The 23,788-nt window shown below is 42.3% G+C and carries 23 protein-coding genes; 3 read left to right on the forward strand and 20 right to left on the reverse strand.

Going from position 1 to position 23,788, the window contains the following annotated elements:
- Positions 1-317: 317 nt before the first annotated feature.
- Positions 318-953 (forward strand): Holliday junction resolvase RecU, encoded by a 636-nt coding sequence (recU, locus tag H7992_RS14855; protein ID WP_067210303.1) that lies wholly within the window; start codon positions 318-320, stop codon positions 951-953.
- Entirely contained in the window at positions 950-3,595 is a 2,646-nt protein-coding gene (locus tag H7992_RS14860; RefSeq protein ID WP_187045114.1) for a transglycosylase domain-containing protein, read from the forward strand. The genes recU and H7992_RS14860 overlap by 4 nt, the downstream gene beginning before the upstream one ends.
- 55 nt (positions 3,596-3,650) lie before the next feature.
- Here the strand turns inward: H7992_RS14860 and H7992_RS14865 are convergent, their stop codons facing one another.
- The 15 genes from H7992_RS14865 to H7992_RS14935 form a co-directional block, all read right to left on the reverse strand.
- Positions 3,651-3,998: a YpoC family protein gene (locus H7992_RS14865; RefSeq protein ID WP_187045115.1), complete on the reverse strand. Its 348-nt coding sequence runs from the start codon at positions 3,996-3,998 to the stop codon at positions 3,651-3,653.
- Entirely contained in the window at positions 3,988-4,641 is a 654-nt protein-coding gene (gene nth, locus H7992_RS14870) for an endonuclease III (RefSeq protein WP_067210310.1), read from the reverse strand. Before nth ends, H7992_RS14865 begins: the two co-directional genes overlap by 11 nt.
- Before the next feature lie 10 nt (positions 4,642-4,651).
- On the reverse strand, positions 4,652-5,365 hold the full coding sequence (locus H7992_RS14875) for a DnaD domain-containing protein (protein ID WP_067210312.1): 714 nt from the start codon (positions 5,363-5,365) through the stop codon (positions 4,652-4,654).
- A gap of 28 nt (positions 5,366-5,393) precedes the next feature.
- Positions 5,394-6,689 carry an asparagine--tRNA ligase gene (gene asnS / locus H7992_RS14880; RefSeq protein ID WP_067210314.1) on the reverse strand — a complete coding sequence of 432 codons (1,296 nt, stop codon included), beginning with the start codon at positions 6,687-6,689 and terminating at the stop codon, positions 5,394-5,396.
- Between the two features lie 233 nt (positions 6,690-6,922).
- Positions 6,923-8,116, reverse strand: coding sequence for a pyridoxal phosphate-dependent aminotransferase (locus H7992_RS14885; RefSeq protein WP_255428446.1), 1,194 nt, complete (start codon positions 8,114-8,116; stop codon positions 6,923-6,925).
- A gap of 13 nt (positions 8,117-8,129) precedes the next feature.
- A complete protein-coding gene (locus H7992_RS14890) occupies positions 8,130-8,609 on the reverse strand; it encodes a cell wall elongation regulator TseB-like domain-containing protein (protein WP_187045116.1) in 480 nt (159 codons plus the stop codon).
- Between the two features lie 70 nt (positions 8,610-8,679).
- Positions 8,680-11,457 carry an ATP-dependent DNA helicase DinG gene (gene dinG, locus H7992_RS14895; protein ID WP_187045117.1) on the reverse strand — a complete coding sequence of 926 codons (2,778 nt, stop codon included), beginning with the start codon at positions 11,455-11,457 and terminating at the stop codon, positions 8,680-8,682.
- A 252-nt stretch (positions 11,458-11,709) separates the two neighbouring features.
- Entirely contained in the window at positions 11,710-12,090 is a 381-nt protein-coding gene (gene panD, locus H7992_RS14900) for an aspartate 1-decarboxylase (RefSeq protein ID WP_187045118.1), read from the reverse strand.
- Positions 12,065-12,943, reverse strand: coding sequence for a pantoate--beta-alanine ligase (gene panC, locus H7992_RS14905; protein WP_187047910.1), 879 nt, complete (start codon positions 12,941-12,943; stop codon positions 12,065-12,067). The genes panD and panC overlap by 26 nt, the downstream gene beginning before the upstream one ends.
- A 1-nt stretch (position 12,944) precedes the next feature.
- Positions 12,945-13,790 carry a 3-methyl-2-oxobutanoate hydroxymethyltransferase gene (gene panB, locus H7992_RS14910; RefSeq protein ID WP_067210325.1) on the reverse strand — a complete coding sequence of 282 codons (846 nt, stop codon included), beginning with the start codon at positions 13,788-13,790 and terminating at the stop codon, positions 12,945-12,947.
- Between the two features lie 233 nt (positions 13,791-14,023).
- On the reverse strand, positions 14,024-15,007 hold the full coding sequence (locus tag H7992_RS14915; RefSeq protein WP_187045119.1) for a biotin--[acetyl-CoA-carboxylase] ligase: 984 nt from the start codon (positions 15,005-15,007) through the stop codon (positions 14,024-14,026).
- Positions 14,985-16,175, reverse strand: coding sequence for a CCA tRNA nucleotidyltransferase (locus H7992_RS14920; protein WP_187045120.1), 1,191 nt, complete (start codon positions 16,173-16,175; stop codon positions 14,985-14,987). The genes H7992_RS14915 and H7992_RS14920 overlap by 23 nt, the downstream gene beginning before the upstream one ends.
- Positions 16,172-17,305, reverse strand: a complete 1,134-nt coding sequence (gene bshA, locus H7992_RS14925; protein ID WP_067210332.1) for an N-acetyl-alpha-D-glucosaminyl L-malate synthase BshA — start codon at positions 17,303-17,305, stop codon at positions 16,172-16,174. Before bshA ends, H7992_RS14920 begins: the two co-directional genes overlap by 4 nt.
- Positions 17,306-17,346: 41 nt before the next feature.
- Positions 17,347-18,147, reverse strand: coding sequence for a 4-hydroxy-tetrahydrodipicolinate reductase (gene dapB / locus H7992_RS14930; protein WP_187045121.1), 801 nt, complete (start codon positions 18,145-18,147; stop codon positions 17,347-17,349).
- Positions 18,144-18,482: a nucleotide pyrophosphohydrolase gene (locus H7992_RS14935; protein ID WP_067210336.1), complete on the reverse strand. Its 339-nt coding sequence runs from the start codon at positions 18,480-18,482 to the stop codon at positions 18,144-18,146. The genes dapB and H7992_RS14935 overlap by 4 nt, the downstream gene beginning before the upstream one ends.
- 106 nt (positions 18,483-18,588) lie before the next feature.
- Between H7992_RS14935 and H7992_RS14940 the strand changes: the two genes are divergently transcribed.
- Entirely contained in the window at positions 18,589-19,461 is an 873-nt protein-coding gene (locus tag H7992_RS14940) for a YitT family protein (protein ID WP_067210339.1), read from the forward strand.
- A gap of 713 nt (positions 19,462-20,174) precedes the next feature.
- Here H7992_RS14940 and H7992_RS14945 read toward each other — a convergent pair.
- From H7992_RS14945 to H7992_RS14965, 5 genes are all read right to left on the reverse strand, one after another.
- Entirely contained in the window at positions 20,175-20,843 is a 669-nt protein-coding gene (locus H7992_RS14945; protein WP_067210340.1) for a zinc metallopeptidase, read from the reverse strand.
- A 71-nt stretch (positions 20,844-20,914) separates the two neighbouring features.
- On the reverse strand, positions 20,915-21,514 hold the full coding sequence (locus tag H7992_RS14950) for a lipoprotein heptaprenylglyceryl N-acetyltransferase LhaT (protein WP_187045122.1): 600 nt from the start codon (positions 21,512-21,514) through the stop codon (positions 20,915-20,917).
- Positions 21,515-21,762: 248 nt separating this feature from the next.
- Positions 21,763-22,527: a menaquinol-cytochrome c reductase cytochrome b/c subunit gene (locus tag H7992_RS14955; protein WP_187045123.1), complete on the reverse strand. Its 765-nt coding sequence runs from the start codon at positions 22,525-22,527 to the stop codon at positions 21,763-21,765.
- A 41-nt stretch (positions 22,528-22,568) separates the two neighbouring features.
- The gene (gene qcrB, locus H7992_RS14960) at positions 22,569-23,243 is read right to left on the reverse strand and encodes a menaquinol-cytochrome c reductase cytochrome b subunit (protein WP_067210348.1); all 675 of its coding nucleotides are present in this window, start codon (positions 23,241-23,243) and stop codon (positions 22,569-22,571) included.
- 23 nt (positions 23,244-23,266) lie between these two features.
- Positions 23,267-23,770: a QcrA and Rieske domain-containing protein gene (locus tag H7992_RS14965; RefSeq protein ID WP_187045124.1), complete on the reverse strand. Its 504-nt coding sequence runs from the start codon at positions 23,768-23,770 to the stop codon at positions 23,267-23,269.
- Positions 23,771-23,788: the final 18 nt, after the last annotated feature.

Here is a 23,788-nt window from a genome sequence, read left to right on the forward strand (position 1 = left end):
TAATCGGCAATCGGCTTATTTTGGATTGTAATTGGATGTCCATTCTTCTATGATATAACAGCTTTATCGTTACATTTTATTCACATACCTTGTTCCCTTTCTTGTATCCACTCCCCTTTCTACTCTTATCGGCTGTCCTAATTAGTAGCCTTCATTATCTATATCGCCACATTTTTTACGCCCTATATGATAAATAATTATTTCCGATTTATTGAATAGGTTTAAGCTTGTTCAATATCTGGACATTAGATTGCAACTTTCCGAGCACTAATCCGTCCAATTGATATGGTATGATAGTGAGATGCGAGGTGATACCTATGACAATACGCTATCCGAACGGCAAGAAATATATACCCATTCAGAAGATAGGCCATCAAAAAAAAGTCGATCTTTCATTCAGTAACCGAGGGAAGTCATTGGAAGATGAATTGAATGAAACGAATGAGTTCTATTTAAGTCGCGGCATTGCTGTCATCCATAAGAAACCCGTTCCAATCCAAGTCGTAAACGTGAATTATCCGGAGCGAAGTGCCGCTGTCATAACCGAAGCCTATTTTAGGACACCGTCTACAACTGACTTTAACGGAGTATGGCAAGGGAACTATATTGATTTCGAAGCAAAAGAAACCAAGAGTGCGACATCTTTTCCATTGCAAAATATTCATGACCATCAAGTGGAACATATGCAATCTGTGTCAAAGCAAGGTGGAGTTGTTTTTTTCATTGTCAAATTCACTTCGCTTGACCGCTATTTTATCGTCCCTTATGATAATTTTGAGAAATATTGGGAAAGAATGAAAAAAGGTGGAAGAAAATCGATCACACTTATAGAGTTTGAGACCATGTCCTTGGAGATTCTACCACGTTTCAATCCAAGGCTCGATTATTTAAAAGCGGTGTCTATTATGACAACGACATCAAACAATGCAACTGAAAGGCAGGAAGATGTATGAGCGATAATATAAATTCAAGAGCTGGACGCCGGAAAAACATTGAGGCAGAACGCGCAAAGAAAAAAAGTAAAAAGACGAATAAGGGAAAAGGCATCATTAAGAAGATAGTTCTGGCAATCGTCGCCATCGGAGTTGCCATACTAGTTGGCGGCGCGGGCTTATTCGCTTTTTATGCAAGTTCTGCACCTGATCTCGACGAAAACCTTTTAAAAGACCCCTTATCATCTGATTTACTTGATATCCACGGTGATGTCTTCATGAAATCGGGCGCTGAAAAAAGGGAGTTCGTTCCCTACGCTGAAATCCCGGACCCGATGCAAGATGCAATACTTGCAACGGAAGACGTCCGTTTCTATTCCCACCACGGGATGGATTTTTGGAGGCTTGGTGGTGCAGTCATCGCGAACTTTAGAAGTGGTTTCGGTTCTCAAGGAGCGAGCACACTTACCCAACAGGTCATTAAGAACTCATTCCTGTCAGAAGAGAAAACGTTAAAAAGGAAGGCACAAGAAGCATGGCTCGCTTTCCAGCTTGAACGTAAGTATGAAAAAGAAGAAATCTTTGAAATGTACTTTAATAAGATTCTGATGTCCGGAAATAACTACGGATTTGGAACAGCTTCAAAATACTTTTATGGTAAAAATCTGAATGAACTTGAACTACACGAAGTCGCTATGTTAGCAGGACTTCCACAAAGTCCAAACGGATACAATCCTTATAAAAACCCGGCTCGTGCTAAAAAACGACGCAATATCGTACTTGGGCTAATGTACCAGCATAAAAAAATTACTAAAGTCGAAATGGAAGCAGCACAGGCGATGCCAGTCACAGGAACATTACTGGCTGACGACAAAAGACAGGTTAGCAACACAAAATACCCAGCTTATGTCGATCTTGTGCTCTCTGAATTGGAAGAAGCGGGTATGTCACACTTACTTGCTGAAGGCGTAAAAATTCAAACGAATTTGGATCCTGCAGCTCAGCAATCTGTGGAGAATGCATTAAATACGAACGATTTATATGAATCCGAAAAAATGCAAGCCGGAATGACCGTTCTTGATACCAAAACGGGTGCAATCGTTGCAGTCGGTGGAGGGCGTAATTATTCTGGAACGGACTGGAACTTTGCTACAGACCAAAAACGTCAACCCGGATCGGTGATTAAACCGATTCTCTCTTACGGCCCAGCCATCGAAAACCTTAGCTGGTCAACAGGAAATACGGTCGTAGATGAACCTTACAACTATAAAGGGACAGATAAAGCCATTCGGAACGTCGACGGTAAATATCAAGGGACCATGACAATTCGAGAAGCATTATACAAATCCCGCAACATTCCTGCAGTAAAAGTGTTTGAAGAGGTCGGAACTGCAAAGGCAGGCGCTTTTGCGAAAGGGCTCGGACTTCCGTTTGATAAATTGAATTCTTCCAATGCACTTGGCGGCGGAGAATATGATTTTTCTACACTTCAAATGGCAGGAGCCTATTCAGCCTTTGGTAACGGTGGGAATTACACAAAACCGTATGCCATCAAGGAAATTATTTTTAGAGATGGAAAAAAAGCACCTAACATGACACCAAAATCAGAAACAGTCATGAAAGATTCGACTGCATATATGGTAACGGACATTTTACGTGAAGTATTAACAGCCGGAACAGGAACCAAAGCAGCTATTTCAGGTCTGGATATTGCCGGTAAAACTGGGACAACAAACTATCCATCTGAAATCATAACAAAGAACGGCTTGAAAAATTCAGACGTTCCCGATTCATGGTTTGCTGGCTATACGACAGATTACACAATTGCCGTATGGGGTGGTTACGAGAAATATGCAACACCTATCACTACATTCGATAAAGGCAGGTATGTCCCTCAAAATCTGTTTCGCATGGTCATGAGTGACATTTCTGCTGGGAAAAATACATCACGGTTCCAAAAACCTGACTCTGTGGAGGAAGCGACGATTGAATACGGTTCAAATCCACTTGTTTTAGCAAGTCGGACGACACCTAGCAATAGGAAGCGTACAGAACTATTCGTCAGAGGAACTGCGCCCGTAGAAGTTGCTGAAGAAGAAATTATCGAACTTGAAGCACCAAATAGTTTGGCTGCTCAATATAATGAAGAAACGAGTTCTATTGATTTAAACTGGTCCCATAATGCTCCAGTTTCGGAAGCTATCATAGGCAATGTAGAGTTCACCGTATTAGTGGGTGTGGATGGTAGCGATATGCAAGAAATGACAACGACAACAGACACGTCAGTTACATTCTCAGGAGCCGAAGCTGGTCGGAAATATACGTTCTCCGTCGTTGCTAAACTCGACGACTTAGTTAGTAGTCCAGCTACTACGACCGTTCAGATTGAAGAGGTTACCGAAGAAGTCCCAGTACCTGATGAAGAAATTGATACTGAAAACCCAGATGGTGAAGACTGGAACAATGGCAATAACGGTAACGACTGGAACAACGGCAATAACGGTAACAATGACAACAACGGTAATAACGGTAATAACGGCAACAATGGTAATGGCGGTAACGAGGGTACGCCCCCCGATGATGGGACCGGCACCCCGGTTCCACCAGAACCAGGAACCGGGACTGATGGAACCACTACTGATGACGGTACTGGTTCCCCGTAACTAAACTAAAAAGCAGAAAGCGAAATGCCTAATCAGCATTTCGCTTTCTGCTTTTTTATTTCTTTTGTATCGCCAATCTGGCAACTTTCTTTTTGGTTTCTGTAAATAGAGCATCCAGTTGAACATGAGCGTAATGGCTCGTTATTTTATCTTTCACAAATTCGAAACGCTCTATGCCATTCAGTGGAAGTAACGTATAAACAACCTTTCCTTTACGGTCATCTAACACTTTCCCACCTTGTTCAAGTAATTCACTATAATTGTCAATCGCCACATTCATCAACTCAACTGCTTGATGATCTTTTTGGTCATAAAAAGCTTCAATTTGATCCCGTACTGTTTCCCATTGATCAAAATAAGGTGCCAGTAGCTCCTTACTTATACGATTTACTTCATTTGGCATTTGCTTTCATCCTCTTCTTCCCTTCCCTGCATAACGGCAGGAGTGGACAAACATTACATCCGGGATTTTGCGCTTTACAATGATACCTTCCGAAAAAAATGATTTGATGATGCGTATCTGTCCATTTTTCCATTGGTGTCCAGCGCATGATTTTTTCTTCAACAGCTAGCACTGAATCTTTCCACCTGTTCATACCAAGTCGCTTCGCTACACGCTCTAGATGTGTATCGATAGCAATAGCAGGTATGCCAAATGCATTCGATACGACAACATTCGCCGTTTTACGGCCAACGCCTGGTAACGTCATCATAACGTCACGATTAGCCGGTACTTCCCCATCAAAATTATCAATAAGCATTTGACTTAGGGCTTGAATATTTTTCGCCTTATTGCGGAATAATCCAATCGACCTGATATCCGTTTGTAGTTCCTCGACATCAACCGCTAGATAATCTTCAGGTGTTTTATATTTTTTAAACAGCTCCGCCGTCACCCGATTCACGAGAACATCCGTACATTGGGCAGATAGCAGCGTTGCTATTGTCAATTCAAAAGGATTGTCATGCACCAGTTCACAATGTGCATCTGGGAACATTTCGCCAAATTGTTCAAGGCAAAATTCCCATTGTTTTTTTGTCAGCATGTACTCCCACCTAATCCCGTTCTTCCAGCCAGTTATAGAAAGGAACACGTTTTACCGAAACAGTTTTTTCTGGCTGCTGTGACGGACGTGTCCCTACGGTCCGGAATGACTTTGTTTGACGTTCAACATCAGACAATGTCTTAACATTTTTCTTTTTCCACTCAAAAAGAATCCGATCGATATACCGGAGACTTAATTTTTGTGCTATGACAGCTTCTTTTAATGCTGCACGGATAATTTCGACTGTATGTCCATCGTCATCCAGCCACATCGTGATTGATTCGCACTCCATTGGTGACAGAAAGCGTCCAAACTCTTGTTCAAACAGCGAAAAAATTTCTCCTTCCGCGTTCTTATGGGTCTCTTCCTCAGCCTCATTCGTTGCGAATGCAATCTGATCGACTAATCGATCCCACAATGGCTGCAAAGAAAAAGTTTCATGTAAAACCCCTTTTTGATCTTCACTTTGACCAATTCGGAGTAAACCGTGTTGCATTAAACGTTGTAAAACCATGGATACTTCATTTTCCGTTAAATCCATACGACTTGCAAACTCGTTAGGAGTTGGGAAATGATTGCCCTCGGATTTATATGCTGTCATATGCATGATTAGCATTGCGTCCAAATCTTTGATCCCGAGACTTTTATAATTGTGAAAAAAGAGCTGGGAAATGTTTACATTCCCCTGCTCAATCCAAATTCGGAGCCGTTCTTCGTGTTGCATGTCCGAACTCCTCTCTTCTATTTAGGTATTAAGGATACAATCTGTTCAATAGACGTGGGAACGGAATCGTTTCACGTACGTGTTCTACACCGGAAATCCAAGCGACAGTACGTTCAAGTCCGAGCCCAAATCCTGAATGCGGTACTGCCCCATATTTACTAAGGTCCAAGTACCATTCATAAGCAGACTCATCTAGGTTATGCTCTTTAATTCGTTGTTTCATCAGCTCATAGTCATGAACTCGTTCAGAACCACCGATGATTTCTCCGTAACCTTCAGGAGCTATCAAATCCGCACACAAGACAACGTCGTCTCGGTCAGGATGTGGTTGCATGTAGAACGGCTTGATGCCGATTGGGTAATGTGTGATGAATACTGGCATATCATAACTTTCAGCAATCGCTGTTTCGTGCGGCGCTCCAAAATCTTCTCCCCATTTAATGTCATCAAAGCCGTTATCATTCAGGAATTTGATGGCATCATCGTATGAAATACGTGGGAATGGCGCTTGAATTTTTTCAAGCTTAGACAAATCACGATCAAGTCTTTCTAGTTCAATTGGACAGTTTTGTAGCACTGATTGAATAACATGCGTCACATACTGCTCCTGTACAACCAAGCTTTCTTCAAACTCAACGAAAGCCATTTCAGGTTCAATCATCCAAAACTCAATCAAATGACGGCGTGTTTTTGATTTTTCTGCACGGAATGTCGGCCCAAATGAGAACACTTTTCCAAGTGCCATAGCCGCAGCTTCCATGTAGAGCTGACCTGATTGTGAAAGAAATGCGTCCTCATCAAAATATTTTGTTTTGAACAGTTCAGATGTCCCTTCTGGTGAAGAACCTGTCAAAATGGGAGGATCTACTTTAACAAATCCGTTCATATGGAAAAACTCATACGTTGCACGAATTACTTCGTCGCGGATTTTCATAACAGCATGCTGTTTACGAGACCGGAGCCATAGATGACGGTGGTCCATCAAAAACTCAGTTCCATGTTCTTTCGGTGTGATTGGATAATCGACTGCTTCATGAATAACTTCAATTTCTTTCACTTGTAGTTCATAACCAAATGTAGAACGCTCATCTACAGTTACTTCTGCTGTAATATAAAGAGAGCTTTCTTGTGTCATTGATTTTGCTTTTGCAAAAATATCTTCGCCGACAACTTCTTTAACTACGACTCCTTGGACGAATCCCGAACCGTCACGTAGCTGTAGGAAAGCAATTTTTCCGCTAGAGCGTTTATTGGCAAGCCATCCACCGATACGAACTGTTTCACCAGCGTGGTTTGGCATTTCATGTATCATGATTGTTTTCATAATAACCTCCGAAAGTTAAACTTCTCTATTTTTTAAAAGACATGAAAGTATAAGTTTTTCAACTGGAGTAGTGTCCAGACTCCAGCGTCCAGCCCCTTGGCCCACAGGACGTGGGTTATGTAGCTGTTGCGACAGGATGTCGCGATCCTAAGATGCCTACTACTGTCGCTTCAGGCCTTAAGTTTTAAGGCCCTCCAGCGCTTGTCGGATCTACCAAGGCATTTGTGCTTTTCTTATTCTTTCCAATTTGCTTCTACAAATGCATGAATACGTCGAATTGCTTCTTCAAGTAATTCGATTGATGTTGCATAAGACAACCTAATAGTATCCGGAGAACCAAAACCAGATCCAGGGATTACAGCGACATTTGCTGTCGTCAATAATGCTGCTGCGAAATCATCCACATTCGCAAACCCTGTGTTCTTAACTGCTTCTGATACATCCGGAAGAAGATAGAAAGCGCCTTGCGGCTTAATAACGTTAAACCCAGGAATAGCCGATAGTTGCGGATAGACCTGTTCCAAACGAGACTCAAAAGCTTTACGCATCGTTTCAACTGCATCTTGCGGCCCGTTATAGGCTTCGATTGTCGCATACTGGGAAGTTGTCGTCGGATTTGACGTCGAGTGACTTGCAAGATCTGTCATCGCATTAACAACTTCTGCATCACCCGCTATATAACCAATCCGCCAGCCAGTCATTGAATGTGATTTGGATACGCCATTAATAAGCAGTGTCCTTTTTTTCGCGTCATCGGAGAGCTGGGCAATGGAAACATGTTTTGCCCCATCATATACAAGTTTTTCATAAATTTCATCCGAAATGATCCAGATGTCTTTGTCTTGACAAACATCGGCAATTTGCTGTAATTCTTCTTTTGAGTAAATCATGCCTGTCGGATTTCCCGGCGAGTTGATGATGACTGCTTTTGTTTTAGATGTAACCGCGTCACGGATTTGCTGGGCCGTCACTTTAAATTGTGCTGCCGCAGTCCCTTCGATATGTACAGGAACTCCTCCTGCTAACTTCACTTGTTCTGGATAACTGACCCAATAAGGCGATGGAATGATTACTTCATCGTCCGGATTGAGAATAACTTGGAACAAAGTATATAGTACATGCTTTGCACCAATCCCAATCATGATTTCTTTTCTAGAATAGTCTAATCCCTGGTCTTTTTGTAGCTTTTGAATGATGGCATCTTTTAGAGCAGGCAGACCACCGGCAGGCGTATATTTCGTCTTGCCTTCTTTCATCGATGTATACGCCGCTTCAATAATGTTAGCAGGTGTATTATAATCAGGCTCTCCCGCTCCAAGACCAATTACATCTATACCTGATTCCTTCATTTCTTTCGCTTTTGCCGTTATGGCAAGCGTCGTTGATGGCGAAAGAGTATTCACCCTGGATGCTAATGATTTCGTCAATTGTATCGCTCCCTTAGAGATTCAATATTCGTTTCCACCATTGACCGTTCTCGAAAAACACATAAACGTAATTAAGTTTTCCGTTATCACTTTTAAATGCGACTTCCCAAACTGGGCCCTCTTCCTCTTGGCCAAGCTTTACATGAAGAACTTTTTTTACATCCAGTTCCTTTTTGACGTTTGCAACAGCCTTTTCTGCCGAAATCCCATCCGTCAACTTCACTTCTTTAAAACCATCTTTTGAGTTTTCATCAACGAAGACCGCTTTTTCTTTGCCATCCGCGTCCACACCGAATACCGTTACAGTCGGAATTGTACCATTGAAAACATCAGCAGAACTTACTGATGCGAGTTGTCCCGATTGAACCGCGGATTCGATTGCTGCCTTTTTAGCCGCCGAAAAAGGTTTTTCGGCATTAACTAAAACCATGACGGTGATGACCGAAGTTAACATTATAAGGAAGACGACGATGAATTTAATCCAATTCAGCATAAATCTTCACGTCCTGTACGTCGTAAAAATGTTTTTTTCGAATCATTATGACTCGCTTCCTTTAAGATACCTATTCATTATAGCAATTTTCGAGTTCATTAACCATATGTTCGAGTGACACTTTTTTCACAGGTACATTTGGAAATGCCTCCAAGAAACGCGGGCCATACGACTTTGTTTCAATCCGCCTATCCAAAATAATGAAAAAGCCCTTATCTGAAGATGAACGAATGAGTCTGCCGAAACCTTGCCGTAATCGCATAACCGCTTCTGGTAATGCATGCTCAGTGAATGGATTCAGCCCAGAAGCCGTCAGCTTAGCCGCCTTCGCCTTGTAAACTGGCTCTTCTGGGGATGAAAACGGTAGCCTGACGACGATAACGGCAGCCAACGCATCCCCAGGTACGTCAACACCTTCCCAAAAGCTGTTCGTTCCAAATAGAACGGAATTAGTAAACTGCCTGAAAGACTTCAATAATCGGATCCGACTACCTGAACTAATTCCTTGTGCAAACAACGTATAATCCTCTAACTGCTGACTTTCCGATATTAGATCATAGGTTTTTCTGAGCATATCTTGTGAAGTGAACAAGACAAAGAGCCTTCCGCCCGTGGCCAAGACAGTCTGAACGACCGCATCTGTAACGGCTTCGATATAATCTGATTGACTGACTTGCTGAATATCAGGCATATCATTAACAATGAATACTTCCGCACCTTCATAGAAATGGGCAGGCGCATCAAATGTTAAGAGTGGTATAGAATCAGTGATACCCAGCTGTCTTGCAATGAAACGCTCATTTTCCGGAATCGCAAGTGTTCCAGATGTCCACACAATGCCGGTTTGTTCATCCTTCAGCCTGTCAATGAGCGCACGAATCAGCCCAGATCCATCTAGTGAACGTTTGATAACAGTTAGACTCCCCGGAATACTGCGCATATCTTTTTCCATCCAAACTGTAAAATCTTCTAAATTTTCATCTACAAAGACTTCAACCCATTCTCCCGCTTTGATGGTCATTTCACGGACCCAAAAATCCCATTCCGAAAGTAGTGCCTGTTCATTCTTGGTCATATTGTCAAGATGAATTGCTAAGCCACTTGTGAACAATTCAGCTTGATGAATGTAGTCTGACATCGCTTCAGCAACTTTTGAAAAATCGTTTCTACCATAGTTCAGTTCAGCTAACGAATAAATGATTCTGTTGCCCTGTTGCTTCTTGCGCTTTGCAGGGTTAAATGTAGTCAAGATGCCTACCGCATAATCGAACAATGTCAAAAACTTCATGAATGCAGAATCCAACTGAGCTCTACTGCGAGATTGATTTGTTCCGAATTGAGTATTAAGCCTATCAACCTGATGCAACAGTTGTCCCGTCGCATCAGACGTTATTTGTCCCATTACATACTTCCAATTCGTGTAGGAAAATACGGTTTCATTCATAAATGTTGCCGCTTGAACAAATTGATGGGCCTCATCGACAATGAGTCCAGCGAGTGAGCTGAAAATCTTTTGCTCTCTATTCATATCAGAAAGGAGCATGGAATGGTTTGTAATGATTAAATTTGAATGTCCGCATCTTTCCAGCAACCTGTAATGATAATCAGCAACTTGTTCATCTTTTGCAAGCACATTGGACCGCTTTCGAATTCGGTCTACAAACAGCTGGCCTCCACCCGATACATTCAGTTCTTCCAAATCACCGGACACAGTTTCCGTAAGCCAGACAAGCGTTTGCATGATGGCAAACGTTTCATCGTACGACTCATCAGCAATTCGTAGCAGTTCCTCGAATTTACCAAGTGAAATGTATTGTTCTCTACCTTTCAATACGGTCGCAGTCACATCAAATCCAAGTATTAGTCTGGCTTTACCTAGTTCTTCGTCCAATATTTTATCAGCAAGATGATTGGTGTATGTACTGATAACCACTGGTTTCCCAATCGCTATTGAATGAATTGCTGCTGGTAAGAGATAAGCCATGGTTTTTCCGATTCCAGTCGGCACTTCTGCAATAATTTCTGATTGTCCAGACAATGCAAGCCACACTGTATCCATAAACCCAAATTGCGATTCCCTTCGCTCAAAATCAGGATAAGCTTTTTTCAATTGAGCCGTTTTCTCCTGATTGTCAATTGGGTACACAGGATGATCAAAGTGATTATCCCTTGCAATGGACATATTCCGATAAGGGATTCCCCGGAAAAATGAATAATCCGGGCTTATTTTTTTCATCCGCGCCATTTTTAGCGCTTCGTAGAAAAGAGTCGAAAGATCGGATTTCAATCGAAACGATCTACGGTGCAGAAGATTCAGCGTATCCTCTGGTAATGTATGCAATTTAGTCATGCAAATAAGAAACAGCTTTGCAGTTGCTTCTGCATCATCATCAGCGCGATGGGCCGACCCCAGCGGTATCCCAAGCTCTTCAGTAATATCTTGTAACCTGTAACTTGGAGCGGATGGGATTAAGATTTTAGAAAGTTCAACCGTGTCGATTTTCTTCCCTGCCCACTTACCAACACCGCATCTCGCAAACTCACTTTGGAGGAAAGACAAGTCGAAGTCAGTATTATGTGCTATAAATACCGTCCCTTCCAAAAGGGTGGCAACTTCTGCCGCAATTTCCTCAAAAAACGGTGCGTCTTTCACGTCTTCATCGGAAATAGCCGTCAATTGACGGATGAAAGCTGGGATTTTTTGTCCTGGATTTACAAAACGGACATACTTCTCCCCAATTATTCCATCTTTTATAAACACAATCGCGATTTGAATCATCCGATCCCCTTTAGCCGGTGAATGGCCGGTTGTTTCAAGATCGACGACTGCATACGTTTTGTTGTGCATTCAATCATCAACTTCCTGTTTAACATACTACTGCAGATTGTATCACATTCTGGCTTTCGAGTCGGTACTAAGCCCATATATATGTTGAACAAATGAATACTTCTATCAACTGAACCAAGACACCTTATAAGGGTCAGCCGAGAGCGGTGGCAAATTCAATGAAGTACTTTATTTCAATATATACAAATTGACATGAAATATAAAAGGCTCATTCGGAATCATGCGTACCGATTCAAAATGAGCCCTCTTTAATTAGATAGTCATACCTTGTTTTTCGCGAATAATTTCTTTCACTCGGTTTTTTTCATCCATTATAAGAACGGTCGGTTCATGCGTACGCGCTTCTTCATCCGTCACATAGACGTAAGATAGGATGATAACGATATCGCCACGCTGCACTAGTCTTGCAGCCGCACCGTTGACGCAAATAACACCGCTCCCGCGTTCCCCTGCAATGATATACGTTTCAAAGCGTGAACCATTATTGTTGTTAACTACATGTACTTTCTCATTTGGCAACATACCTGCTGCGTCGAGGAGATCAGCGTCAATCGTAATGCTCCCGACATAGTTTAAATCAGCCTCTGTTACAGTTGCTCGGTGTAATTTACTGTTCATCATCATTCTGAACATGATAACCATCCTTTGTTGACATAATTGTATTATCTATTAACCTTGTTTTTCCGAATTTCACAGCGCATGCAAGAATCGCCTCGTCTGATGAACCATCGTATTCTGTAAGTTCCGGATAAGACAGCAGCGAAACATAATCCATTATGCCCGAACTATTTTCCATAATATGAGCTGTGATTTCCCGTTCAATTTCATCGACCGAGACACCTTCATTAAACAACAATACACCCTTTTTAAGTGCTTGCTGGATAACTGGCGCCTCCATACGTTCCATTTCAGTAAGATTGACATTCCTAGAACTTTTCGCAAGGCCATCTTTCTCGCGTACAATAGGAACCCGTTCAATTGACGTTCTCAAGTTATAATCACGAACAAACGTCTCAATAATCGCCAGTTGCTGCGCATCTTTCATACCAAAATACGAACGGTCCGGGTCAACAATATTAAATAGTTTCAAGACAACTTTAAGAACGCCATCGAAATGGCCGGGACGAGATGCTCCGCATAGAACTTTTGACTGAGGTCCCGGTAAGATGCGAACACCGCCATCTTGCGGGTACATTTCTTCTGAAGTCGGCATGAACAAAATGTCGACCCCTGCCTCTTTAGCCAGACTTGCATCACGTTCTACATCACGAGGATAGGCTTCAAAATCTTCTCCAGGGCCAAACTGCGCTGGATTGACAAAAATACTAATGACAACCACATCATTGTGCTCTCTTGCATGCTTGACAAGCGTCAAGTGACCTTCGTGTAAAAAACCCATCGTTGGCACGAATCCTACTGTACGACCCTCGCGTTTATTACGGTCAATCATGCCTTGCAGGGTCTCAATCGAGTGAACGACCGCCATTTCAATTGCCATCCGTATTGCCTCCGTATAACGCCGTTAATTCTTCCTCTTTCATCGTAAAACGATGGCGTTCTGCCGGGAATGAACCATCTTTCACTGACGACACATACTTTTTCAAACCTTCATGGATAACTGTTCCAACATCCGCAAACGTCTCAACAAATTTCGGGACGTGATGACTGCCATACTTCACAGTGTCATGGTATACAAGCACTTGGCCATCCGTTCCCGCTCCTGCACCAATGCCGATTATTGGTATCGAAACTGCTGCAGCAACTTGTTCCCCGAGCTGATAAGGAATACATTCTAAGACGATCATAAATGCCCCTGCTGCTTCACATGCACGTGCATCATCTATAAGTTGCTGAGCCGCTTCCGCCGTCTTCCCTTGTACTTTATAACCGCCGACAACGGATGCCGACTGAGGCAATAGACCAAGATGTGCCACAATCGGAATTCCTGTTCCAGTTAGGAGGCGAATCGTATCGACCACGTTCCCTGCACCCTCAAGCTTTAATGCATTAGCACCTGTTTGTTGAAAAATGCGGACCGCATCTGTTAGTGTTCTGTCTGCGCTACCGTGATAAGATCCGAATGGCATGTCAACAACAAGAAACGTCTCCTTCGCCCCTCTTCTAGTCGCGCTGCCATGATGGATCATGTCTTCCGTGGTAACCGCAATTGTCGAATCATAGCCGAGAACGACCATACCAAGTGAGTCACCCACGAGAATAATATCGACTCCCGCCTCCTCCGCAAGTTTTGCAGATGGATAATCATAAGCCGTCAGCATAACAATCTTTTCGTTAGCCTTTTTCATTTTGATAAAATCAACTGTGCTTTTCATAGTATTATTCCCCTCTCTTTGAGAAGAAACCGGATATAAAAACCCTTCTGCGCCAAAAAATGGACAGAAGGGTTGTATCATCTTGTGATGGTTTCCTCCGTCCCTGTCTTTTAGTAAAGATCAAGGCAGATCATATTGAATTTAAGTTTACCGAAATTTCTAACAGGTGCAGTTCACACTAGATACCGCCCTTCGAAACTACTATAACAAATTGGATGTTACATGTATAGCGATCAATTTGAAAGTTCGATATCTGCCGAATAGATACCTCGGATGGTACCATCATCAAGTTTAAGTTCGAGTACACCTTCTTCAGAGATACCGAGAGCTGTCCCGACAATCGTTTCATTGAGCATAACCGCTCGAATTCGTTTCCCAGTCGTATTAGAGTAGCCTTCCCATAACATCTTGATCGGCCCAAATCCGTGTTTAACATAGAGTTCAGTATATATTTCAAGAAATCCAAGCGTTTTTGCAATCAATTGCGAACGATCAATGGGCTTCCCGGTTAGCATTTTTAGTGATGTAGCTATGCCTTGGAGTTCCTCCGAAAAATCCGATTCGTTCTGGTTAACGTTCATGCCAATCCCTAGAATGACTGCCTTTACTTGATCTGGATCTGCTTGAAGTTCCGTTAAAATACCCGTCACTTTTTTTCCCTTAATCAGGATATCATTCGGCCATTTAATATCTGGATCAATTCCTGTCATTTCCTGAATGGCACGTGTTACAGCGACCGCTGCAACTAACGTCATCTGTGGGGCTTGTTGTGGTGTTAGTGATGGCCGTGTAATTACACTCATCCAAATCCCTTTACCCGCTGTGGAGCTCCATGGACGCGCCATACGGCCTCTACCAGCAGTTTGTTCTTCCGCTATAACAACAGTTCCATCTGCCGCACCGTTCTGTTCTTCATCATGCGCGATTAACTGCGTCGACTTACACGTTTCGTAATAATGGATGTGCTGACCATACTTTTTTGTTGTTAAATATTTTTGTACATTCGCTTCGTTCACCCGATCCGGTGATTCGATAAGATAATACCCTTTTTTTCGAATCGTCCCAATCACGTAGCCATCCTTTTCGAGCTCTTTTACGTATTTCCAAATGGCAGTCCTTGATAACCCGAATTGATCAGCAATTTCTTGTCCGGAGACGGGTTCGCCTTCTGCTTCGAACAGTCTTTTCAACAATTCATTTTTCACGATTGAATTCATATAGAAACCATTCCTTTATGTCGTTTGGATCATTTTTACATGTCCCGTGCAAGACGGCTTGTTCGATTTTCCCTATCCATTCACCGATCCATCTGCCGCCCTTTTGGCTTGTCCACTCCATCAGTTTTTTACCGTCTACAGAAAGATCTGCTATGGACTGAATCGGTAGTGACTGTTTCATCTTTTTAATTTCCGTAAATGAAATTGCTTCGCCATTAGCGTGAATTGATCGAATCAACTTTTCAGCTGTAATCAAAGTAGCTAAATCATAATTGTAATAATCATCAAGCGTAAATTGATAATCCATTCGATTCACGTACGCATCTTTTACGGTTGATAGAAATGTTCTTTCAACGTTTGATAATTTATACGCTCTTGCAACATCCGACGGTGAAAAGTTACCTACAATCATAAAACAAGCCCAACCTTCAACTGCCGATTCGAATGGCACAGTACGGTTGAGTTTTTCGGTGTCTGTTGGAAATAGAGGCAAATGTAAATTTAATCCTGTATTTTGTATGTTGTGAAAAGCTTTAACTACATAATCACCTGCAAATAATTTATCCATTTCAGCTTTTAGTCTTTCTACGGATATGTAACGAATTTGCGTAGCATTATCACGAATCGCTTTAAGTGTCTGTTCTTCTATATCAAAACCAAGGACAGCAGTAAAACGGATAGCCCTGAACATTCTGAGTGCGTCTTCGTTAAACCGATCTGCTGCGTTTCCTACAGCTCTAATGATTCGTTCAGCCATATCTGCCTTACCACCGAACAAATCGATTAGCTCACCATCTTTTGTCATTGCCAGCGCATTTATCGTAAAATCACGTCTCCGTAAATCTTCCTGTAAAGATTTGACGAAATGAACTTCATCCGGTCGACGATGATCTGTATACGTGCCTTCTGTCCGGTAAGTAGTCACTTCAATCGGTTCACCATTCATCAACACAAGGATCGTACCATGTGCTGTACCAATATCTACAGTTGTCGGAAATACTGCTTTTACTTCTTTAGGTTCCGCAGAAGTTGCAATGTCGATATCCGTCGCCGTTTTCCCTAAAAGGTGATCCCGTACCGCACCTCCGACAAAAACAGCTTCATATCCTGCATTTTCAAGGATATGGATAACTTCGCGGCTCGGCACGGTTCCGAATGATGTCGTCATTTATTACCCGCCACCTCATAATAAAGTTTTTCATACTGATTAACGATTGTAGATGAATGGAACTTGTCTGCCGCTGTTATCAGTCCGTTTTCCCTGAATGTAGCACGTAAGTCATCGTCTTTCAGTAGTAGCAACGCTTTTTGTGTTGCCGCATTTGTATCACCCACTTGGACAAGAAAACCGTTGACACCATCTTCAATCACTTCCGGAATCCCACCGACATCTGTCGCAACTGAAGGTAATCCGCAAGCGAGCGCTTCCAGCAGAACAAGGCCGAACGCCTCTTTTTCCGACAAATGAAACATGACATCGCTGATAGCTAGAAGTTCAGGTAAGTCATCCCGTTTTCCCGTGAAAATAACTTGAGCCTGCAAACCTAATTCCATAACGAGCGCTTCCATCTCCACTTTTTCAGGTCCGTCCCCGACAAGAAGCAGTTTTGCATCGATTTCTTTCAATACGCCCCTGAAACTTTCAATAATATCGGGAATTCGTTTCACTTTCCTGAAATTCGAAATATGGACAATCACTTTTTCATCCGACTTAATCCCAAAATCGCTTTTTAGTGTACCAGGATTGACCGGATGGTATTTGTTTTCATCGATGAAATTATAAATAGTTACCAGATCTTTTTTCGGTTGAATCAATTCCAATGTCTCTAATCGAAGCGATTCGGACACAGCTGTTGTAATCGTAGATTTATCGATTCCATAACGCACTGTGTTTCGCAGTCCCGGATCATGTCCAAGAATAGTTACATCTGTTCCATGTAGCGTCGTGATGACGCCAATCGTGGAATTCGCCATATCTTTACCAAGTGCAGCCGATACCGCGTGAGGTACAGCATAATGGACATGAAGAAGGTCAAGTTTTTCTGTCTCGATTACTTCCGCAATACGGTTGGCGAGCGCAATATCATAAGGTGGATATTTAAACACCGAGTAACCATCGATTTTCACTTCATGGAATTGTATATTTTGGTGTGCATCCAGAAATCTGAACGGTTTACTCGATGTGATGTAATGCATTTCATGGCCCTTATCTGCCATCATTTTTCCAAGCTCGGTTGCTACAACCCCGGACCCCCCTAGAGAGGGATAGCAGATTACACCGACTTTCAACTTTTCCAATAACAGTGCCCCTTTCGACTTACAGTACTATTTCCTCACTATTAGTCGATAATATTTTCAAGTCCATAAACCAAATCTAGACGTTCCATAACATTGTGTATCGCCATAAGAATCCCCGGCGCAAATGATTTTCGATCGAAAGAATCGTGGCGAATACTTAGCAATTCACCTTCGCCGCCAAGCAGCACTTGCTGATGTGCAAGTAGCCCCGGCAATCGGATGCTATGTATTTTCATACCTTCGAAATCCGCTCCCCGTGCTCCGGCTTGATGTTCTTTTTCGTCTGGATGTCCTTGTCTATGTGAGTCCCTAACCTCGCTAATCATTTCAGCTGTTTTTACTGCCGTTCCTGATGGAGCATCGACCTTATTGTCATGATGCATTTCAAGTATTTCTATATCACCTAAGTAACGCGCTGCAATGGCCGAAAACTTCATCATCAATACCGCTCCGATTGAGAAGTTTGGCGCAATGATCCCGCCAATCAGATTCTTAGCTGCTAAATCTGTCAAAAGGGCAATATTATCCTTAGAAAGCCCAGATGTCCCTACTACAGGTCGGATTCCAAGTGTGATGGCATCATGTACATTTTTGAAAACAGCATCTGGATCAGTGACGTCAAGAAGTACATCTGGCTTGTTGGCAGCCGCCAACTTTTCTAAGGATGTATAAATCGGGATCCCGCTCGCATCATCATTCACTTCAGTTCCATGTAAATACTGACCTTCATACTTATAATCGAGAACAGCAACCAGATCCATATTTGGAGCCTTCATAATCGCAGTTAACGCCGCGCTCCCCAATCTGCCTCGTGCTCCGGCAATTGCAACTTTTATTGTCATATCGTTTCCTCCTTTTTTGTCCAGCGGTCGGCATCCCGATCCTTGAATTTATCAAGAACTGTTGAAAGTGCCTTTTCCAAACTAATTCCCTGTGAATTGGCGAAACAAATAAGAACAAACAACAAATCTCCAGTTTCTTCTTCCAGTGATTTTATCGCCTCACTCGATTTTTTCTTTTTCATGCCATATACATGTTGTACTTCTCTCGATAATTCTCCAAGTTCTTCAGTCAACCTGGCAACCAGTTCCATCGGGGGGAAGTAACCTTCTTTAAAGCCGTTTATGTACAAATCTACTTCTTGTTGTAGTTTTTCCATCGTCTGCGATTGCTCCATTTGTGTCAACTCCCTCTACCATCGTATAAATTAATAACACTATTGTCAAAATAAAAATTATAGCTGATAATAGTTATATTGCTTGAAAAAGAAAGGTGTGCGCTACATGCTCGACGGGATCAAATTCAAAAATATTTTTTTCATCATTCTTGGCGCTGCAATTTTCAGTTTCGGTCTCGTCCATTTTAATATTCAAAACGAACTTGCCGAAGGTGGTTTTACAGGAATTACACTGATTCTCCTGTTCGCTTTCAAATGGGATCCAGCGATTATGAACCTCATTTTGAACATTCCAATGTTTATTATCGGTTGGAAACTATTGGGGAAAAAAGTATTTGTCTATACAGTCATTGGAACAATTGCTGTGTCTGTTTTCCTTAAAGTATTCATGATTTATCAAATTGATATCCATCTAAAAGACGATATGTTTCTTGTTGCCCTGTTCGCGGGTGTGTTTATCGGCATCGGGCTCGGTATCATTTTTAGATATGGCGGAACAACTGGTGGTGTAGATATTATCGCACGTCTTGCTCATAAATACATCGGTTGGAGTATGGGAAAGACAATGTTTCTATTCGACGCGCTTGTCATTCTCGTTTCATGGGCTGTCTATCTAGACCACCGCTCGATGATGTATACGCTTGTTGCGCTGTTTGTTGGCGCCCGCGTCATCGACTTCGTTCAAGAAGGCGCATACGCAGCTAGAGGTGCTTTCATCATCTCTGATAGCCAAGATGATATCGCAACGAAAATCACTGAAGAAATGGATCGTGGTGTAACCGTCTTCAGAGGATACGGTCATTTCACTAAATCTGATCGAGAAATTCTCTATTGTGTCGTCGGAAGAAATGAAATTGTTCGTTTGAAAAACATCATAACGTCAGTCGATCCGCATGCCTTCGTTTCACTCACCGATGTTCACGACGTAATGGGTGAAGGCTTTACGCTGGATGAACAAAAACAGCCGCTTGAGCGATAAGTAAAGCGGAAAGCGCAAAAGTCTTCATTTGGACTAGTATGTTTCCAGCTCGCTTTCGGCTAAACTAATCACGACAGTGTTACCGGGGCACAAGGGTGGCTAGCAGTGACTTCGTCACTACTAGCCACCCTCTTTTCTATAATCCTGTTCCGATTAGTTGCCTGTCGCGTACCTACAACGTTCGAGTGAATATTGAAGTTGCTTGCAAAATAAGAATAGATGACTTTCCACAGAAGTTACAGGTGCCCGAAGATACAATTTCGGGCACCTTTGCATTTTCTACAATGCGTGCCTTTCTTATTTTCAGTAAAATCACGCTTGTCCTCATGTGATTTCCTGTAGAGGTTAACGCTTCCTTAAAATAAAAAAAGAAAAACCATAGAGAAGGAGTGAGCAGCCCAAATTGTATCTTTTGCTGCTTTTATCCAGATAAGAAGCCGACTATTCTTTCATCCAAAAAAGCTTTAGCACTTCGTGTACCTTTTCAAAGCGACGGATGAACGACCACCATACGATTACCGAGATATCTTAATCTATAGGAATCGTTCAATCCAAAGCTATCTAAATCAACTGTACTCGGAGCGCCTAGTGTTTGATTCAGTTGTTTTCTGGTTGCTTTTGGTTAATCAACACGTGTGACTTTCTTTTCTACTAAATGTAACCGAAAAAAAATCCGTTCCTCAAAATATGAGGACGGATTTTTTATATTCTACTTAGTCTCTGCCCCTAAAAATCAGGATAAGACGAACCAGTTCAAGTACTGCAACAGCAGTTGCTGCGACATAAGTCATCGCCGCTGCGCTCAATACTTTTTTTGCACTTTTCTCTTCTTCATTGCGAATAATACCAAGTGTAACAATCTGATTCATCGCACGTGTAGATGCGTTAAACTCAACTGGTAATGTAACAACTTGAAACAGAACCCCGACTGCTAGTAGCGCGATACCGATTCCAAGCAAGGAATTCATGCTTGAGAAAATCACACCAATCATAATGAAAACCCACGATGCATTGGAAGTGATGCTCGCAACTGGCGCTAAACGGTGACGGAAACGTAAAAATGAATAGGCTTCCTTATCCTGTATTGCATGACCAACTTCGTGTGCGGCAATTGCTGTACCTGCGACAGATGCCTCTCGGAAATTATGTGTGGATAACGCAATAACTTTCGTAATCGGATTATAATGATCAGTCAGAAATCCTTGGCTTTCAATCACTTGCACATTTTGTAACCCATTTTGGTCAAGGATAAGACGCGCGACCTCCGCACCTGTCATTCCAGATGTAGAACGCACTTTAGAGTACTTTTTGTATGTGCTTTTCACTTTGAATTGGGCATAAAGCGGCAATAGTATAATTGCACCCAAGTAAATCCAGAACATAGTCAACTTCCTCCCTTTTCTCTATATGACCTATTCTATAGCGGTCACACTTCATCCGCAACTATTTACTATTACCATATAACAGTTTTCGACCTCTTCTTCAATACCCAAAAAGCAAGTGAAATACAGGCAATCGATAACCAGAATGTAAAGTAACCAATATGATCCATATGCTTCATCAAATCATAATAGATTGGCATTTGCCCGTAAACGTAATCGATGACATCGTTATGAAGTGTCCAAACCGCCGCAATTGCAATATGGACAAATGAAAACCTATACAACGGACTGTATAATACTGCCTGAAGCGCCATCGCGAAATGCGAACCGATAAGCATCCAGCCTATCCAGCCGATTGAACCTGTCTCGACAAGCGTCAATAGATTCATGACGACCGCCCAAAGTCCGTATTTTACAAGCGTTATAAGTGCAAGCGCTTCGATTAACTTAAAGTTCCTACCGATTAGCCAACCGATGATGGCAAGCGTGAAAAACAGACTGGCCGTAGGACTGTCTGGCACAAAAATCCAAAACTTTGGCTCCGTGATTTTAAGTTGCCACATATACCAATCATAGCCGAACACCGTTCCACTCAAGTTAATAAATAACAGAATCCAAAGAAATGATTTATGAGAAAGCACGAGCCAAATTTTCTGTATAAATAAACCCATGGGCACCTCTCCAAAATAACTTAATATGTATCAACAAAAGCGTAAGCGCATGTTACTAATAAACGCAACCTAAGTGCGCCATTTCCTGTGACAACAGCTGCATGATCTACATCCTGTGGACTATCCGAGTCTATATGTGCTGAAGTCTGGACGTGGACTATCATCTCTCCTAGATTACCCACTAACCTCGAACTTTATTGTTTCCTAAGTAATAAAAAAAGAGTCAGTTTCCTGACTCTTTTTTGTTACTAGTTTTTCAAGCCTTCAATAAACTCGGCAAGTATTTGTAAATCTTCATCTGAGCCATCCCATTGTCCAGGAGGCATATCGCCTACTCCATCGTGAGAAATTGTCACAATTTCATCAGCAGTAAGTCCTGTATTTATTAAGGGCTTACCTAGTCCACCCTGGAATGCATCACCGTGACAACCAATACAGCTCGCTCCAGCGTAGATTTGATAACCTTCAGATTCAGTGTCGAATTCAACTTCTTCGACAATCGCACCTTGTATTTTCTGTTTATCCCAATCATGGTTCACGTATGATTCCCATGTCAAGTAGAACAAAGCTGCGAATGAAAGAAGCATGAATGCAGTAGGTAGCGGACGTTTAAACGGACGGCGCTCCTTTGTAGTATCCATAAATGGAACAAGCATCAGGGCACCCATTGCAAGACCTGGCATGATAATAGCACCAATAATATTAAACGGTCCTGAAGCAAATTGATACTTTAACAATTGATACATAGATAGGAAATACCAGTCTGGAACCGGCATATACATCGTATCCGTCGGGTCCGCTTGACGTTCAAGCGGGGACGGATGAGCAACTGTCAATATTAAATATCCAATAAGGAAAACTGCACCAATCAGCCATTCCTTCAAGAGGAAGTTTGGCCAGAATGCTTCCGTTTTACCCGGATATTCTGAGTAATCTTTCGGGACGTTCGGCATCTTGTTATTAGCCTTAATGCGCGAATCTCCGACAAATTTCATCCCTTTTCCGCGGTGCATAATGTCCCCTCCTTATTAATTTCATTGGACGCCAGTCAATCTTATAGCGGTCCTGAAATACCTTGTCTTCTGATCATGATAAAGTGTGCTGCAAGCAACCCAAGCAAAGCAGCCGGTAAGAAGAATACATGAATCGCGAAGAAACGTGTTAGTGTTTGTGCACCAAGAATCGTTGAGTCTCCTGCAAGGAGAACTTTAATTGATTCACCGATGAACGGGACGGAAGCCGCAATTTCGATTCCTACTTTCGTAGCAAACAATGCTTTCATATCCCATGGCAGTAGATAACCAGTGAAACCAAGGCCAAGCATGACCATGAAGATCAATACTCCGACAACCCAGTTAAGTTCACGTGGTTTCTTATAAGAGCCCGTAAAGAATACACGCAGCGTATGTAGGAACATCATAACGATAACCAGTGACGCTCCCCAGTGATGCATCCCACGCACAATTTCACCGAATGCTACTTCATTTTGAAGGTAATAAACGGATTTCCATGCATTTTCAATGTCCGGTGTGTAATACATTGTAAGGAACATACCAGAAAGAATCTGGATGACAGTGATAAAGAATGTCAGTCCTCCGAAACAATAGATGAATGCAGAAAAGTGATGTGCAGGGTTTACGTGCTCAGGTACTTCGTGGTCAGCGATATCGCGCCAAATCGGGGTGATATCCAACCGTTCGTCAACCCAATCATAAATTTTATTTAGCACTTCGGTCGTACCCCCTTACATTTTTAAACTAATGTGTTCGGTTTTGTTTTTCCAAGATACACGAATCCGCCTTCGAGTTTAACATCAAATTCGTCAAGTGGTCCAAGCGGTGGCGTTCCTTTTACGTTGTCGCCATTTTTCATATAACGTCCTGCGTGACATGGACAGAAAAATTGGTCTGGATGCTTTTCATCGCCGCCCCAGTTCACTGTACAACCAAGGTGTTTGCAGACAGGGGAAAGCGCGATAACCGTATCGCCTTCTTTATAAACCCACGCAGTGTTTGACACGTCAGATTTATACCAGGCATCCTTACGATCTTTGATAGTGAAATCGACACGAACCGGTATTTCCGATAGCTCGTCCACTTTGTATTGAGTATGGATGAAGTCACCTTCCTCTTTCGTCTGCAAGACAGGGTCGATTGCAAAACGGACCATTGGCATCAACATACCTGACGCCATGAATCCACCAACACCCATAAGTGTATAACTCATGAATTGGCGTCTTGACACTTTCTTGCTCATTAATTTCCCTCCTCTTAC

It is taken from the genome of Sporosarcina sp. resist (genome assembly GCF_014302295.1).
In the GTDB taxonomy this organism is placed as follows: Bacteria; Bacillota; Bacilli; order Bacillales_A; family Planococcaceae; genus Sporosarcina; species Sporosarcina psychrophila.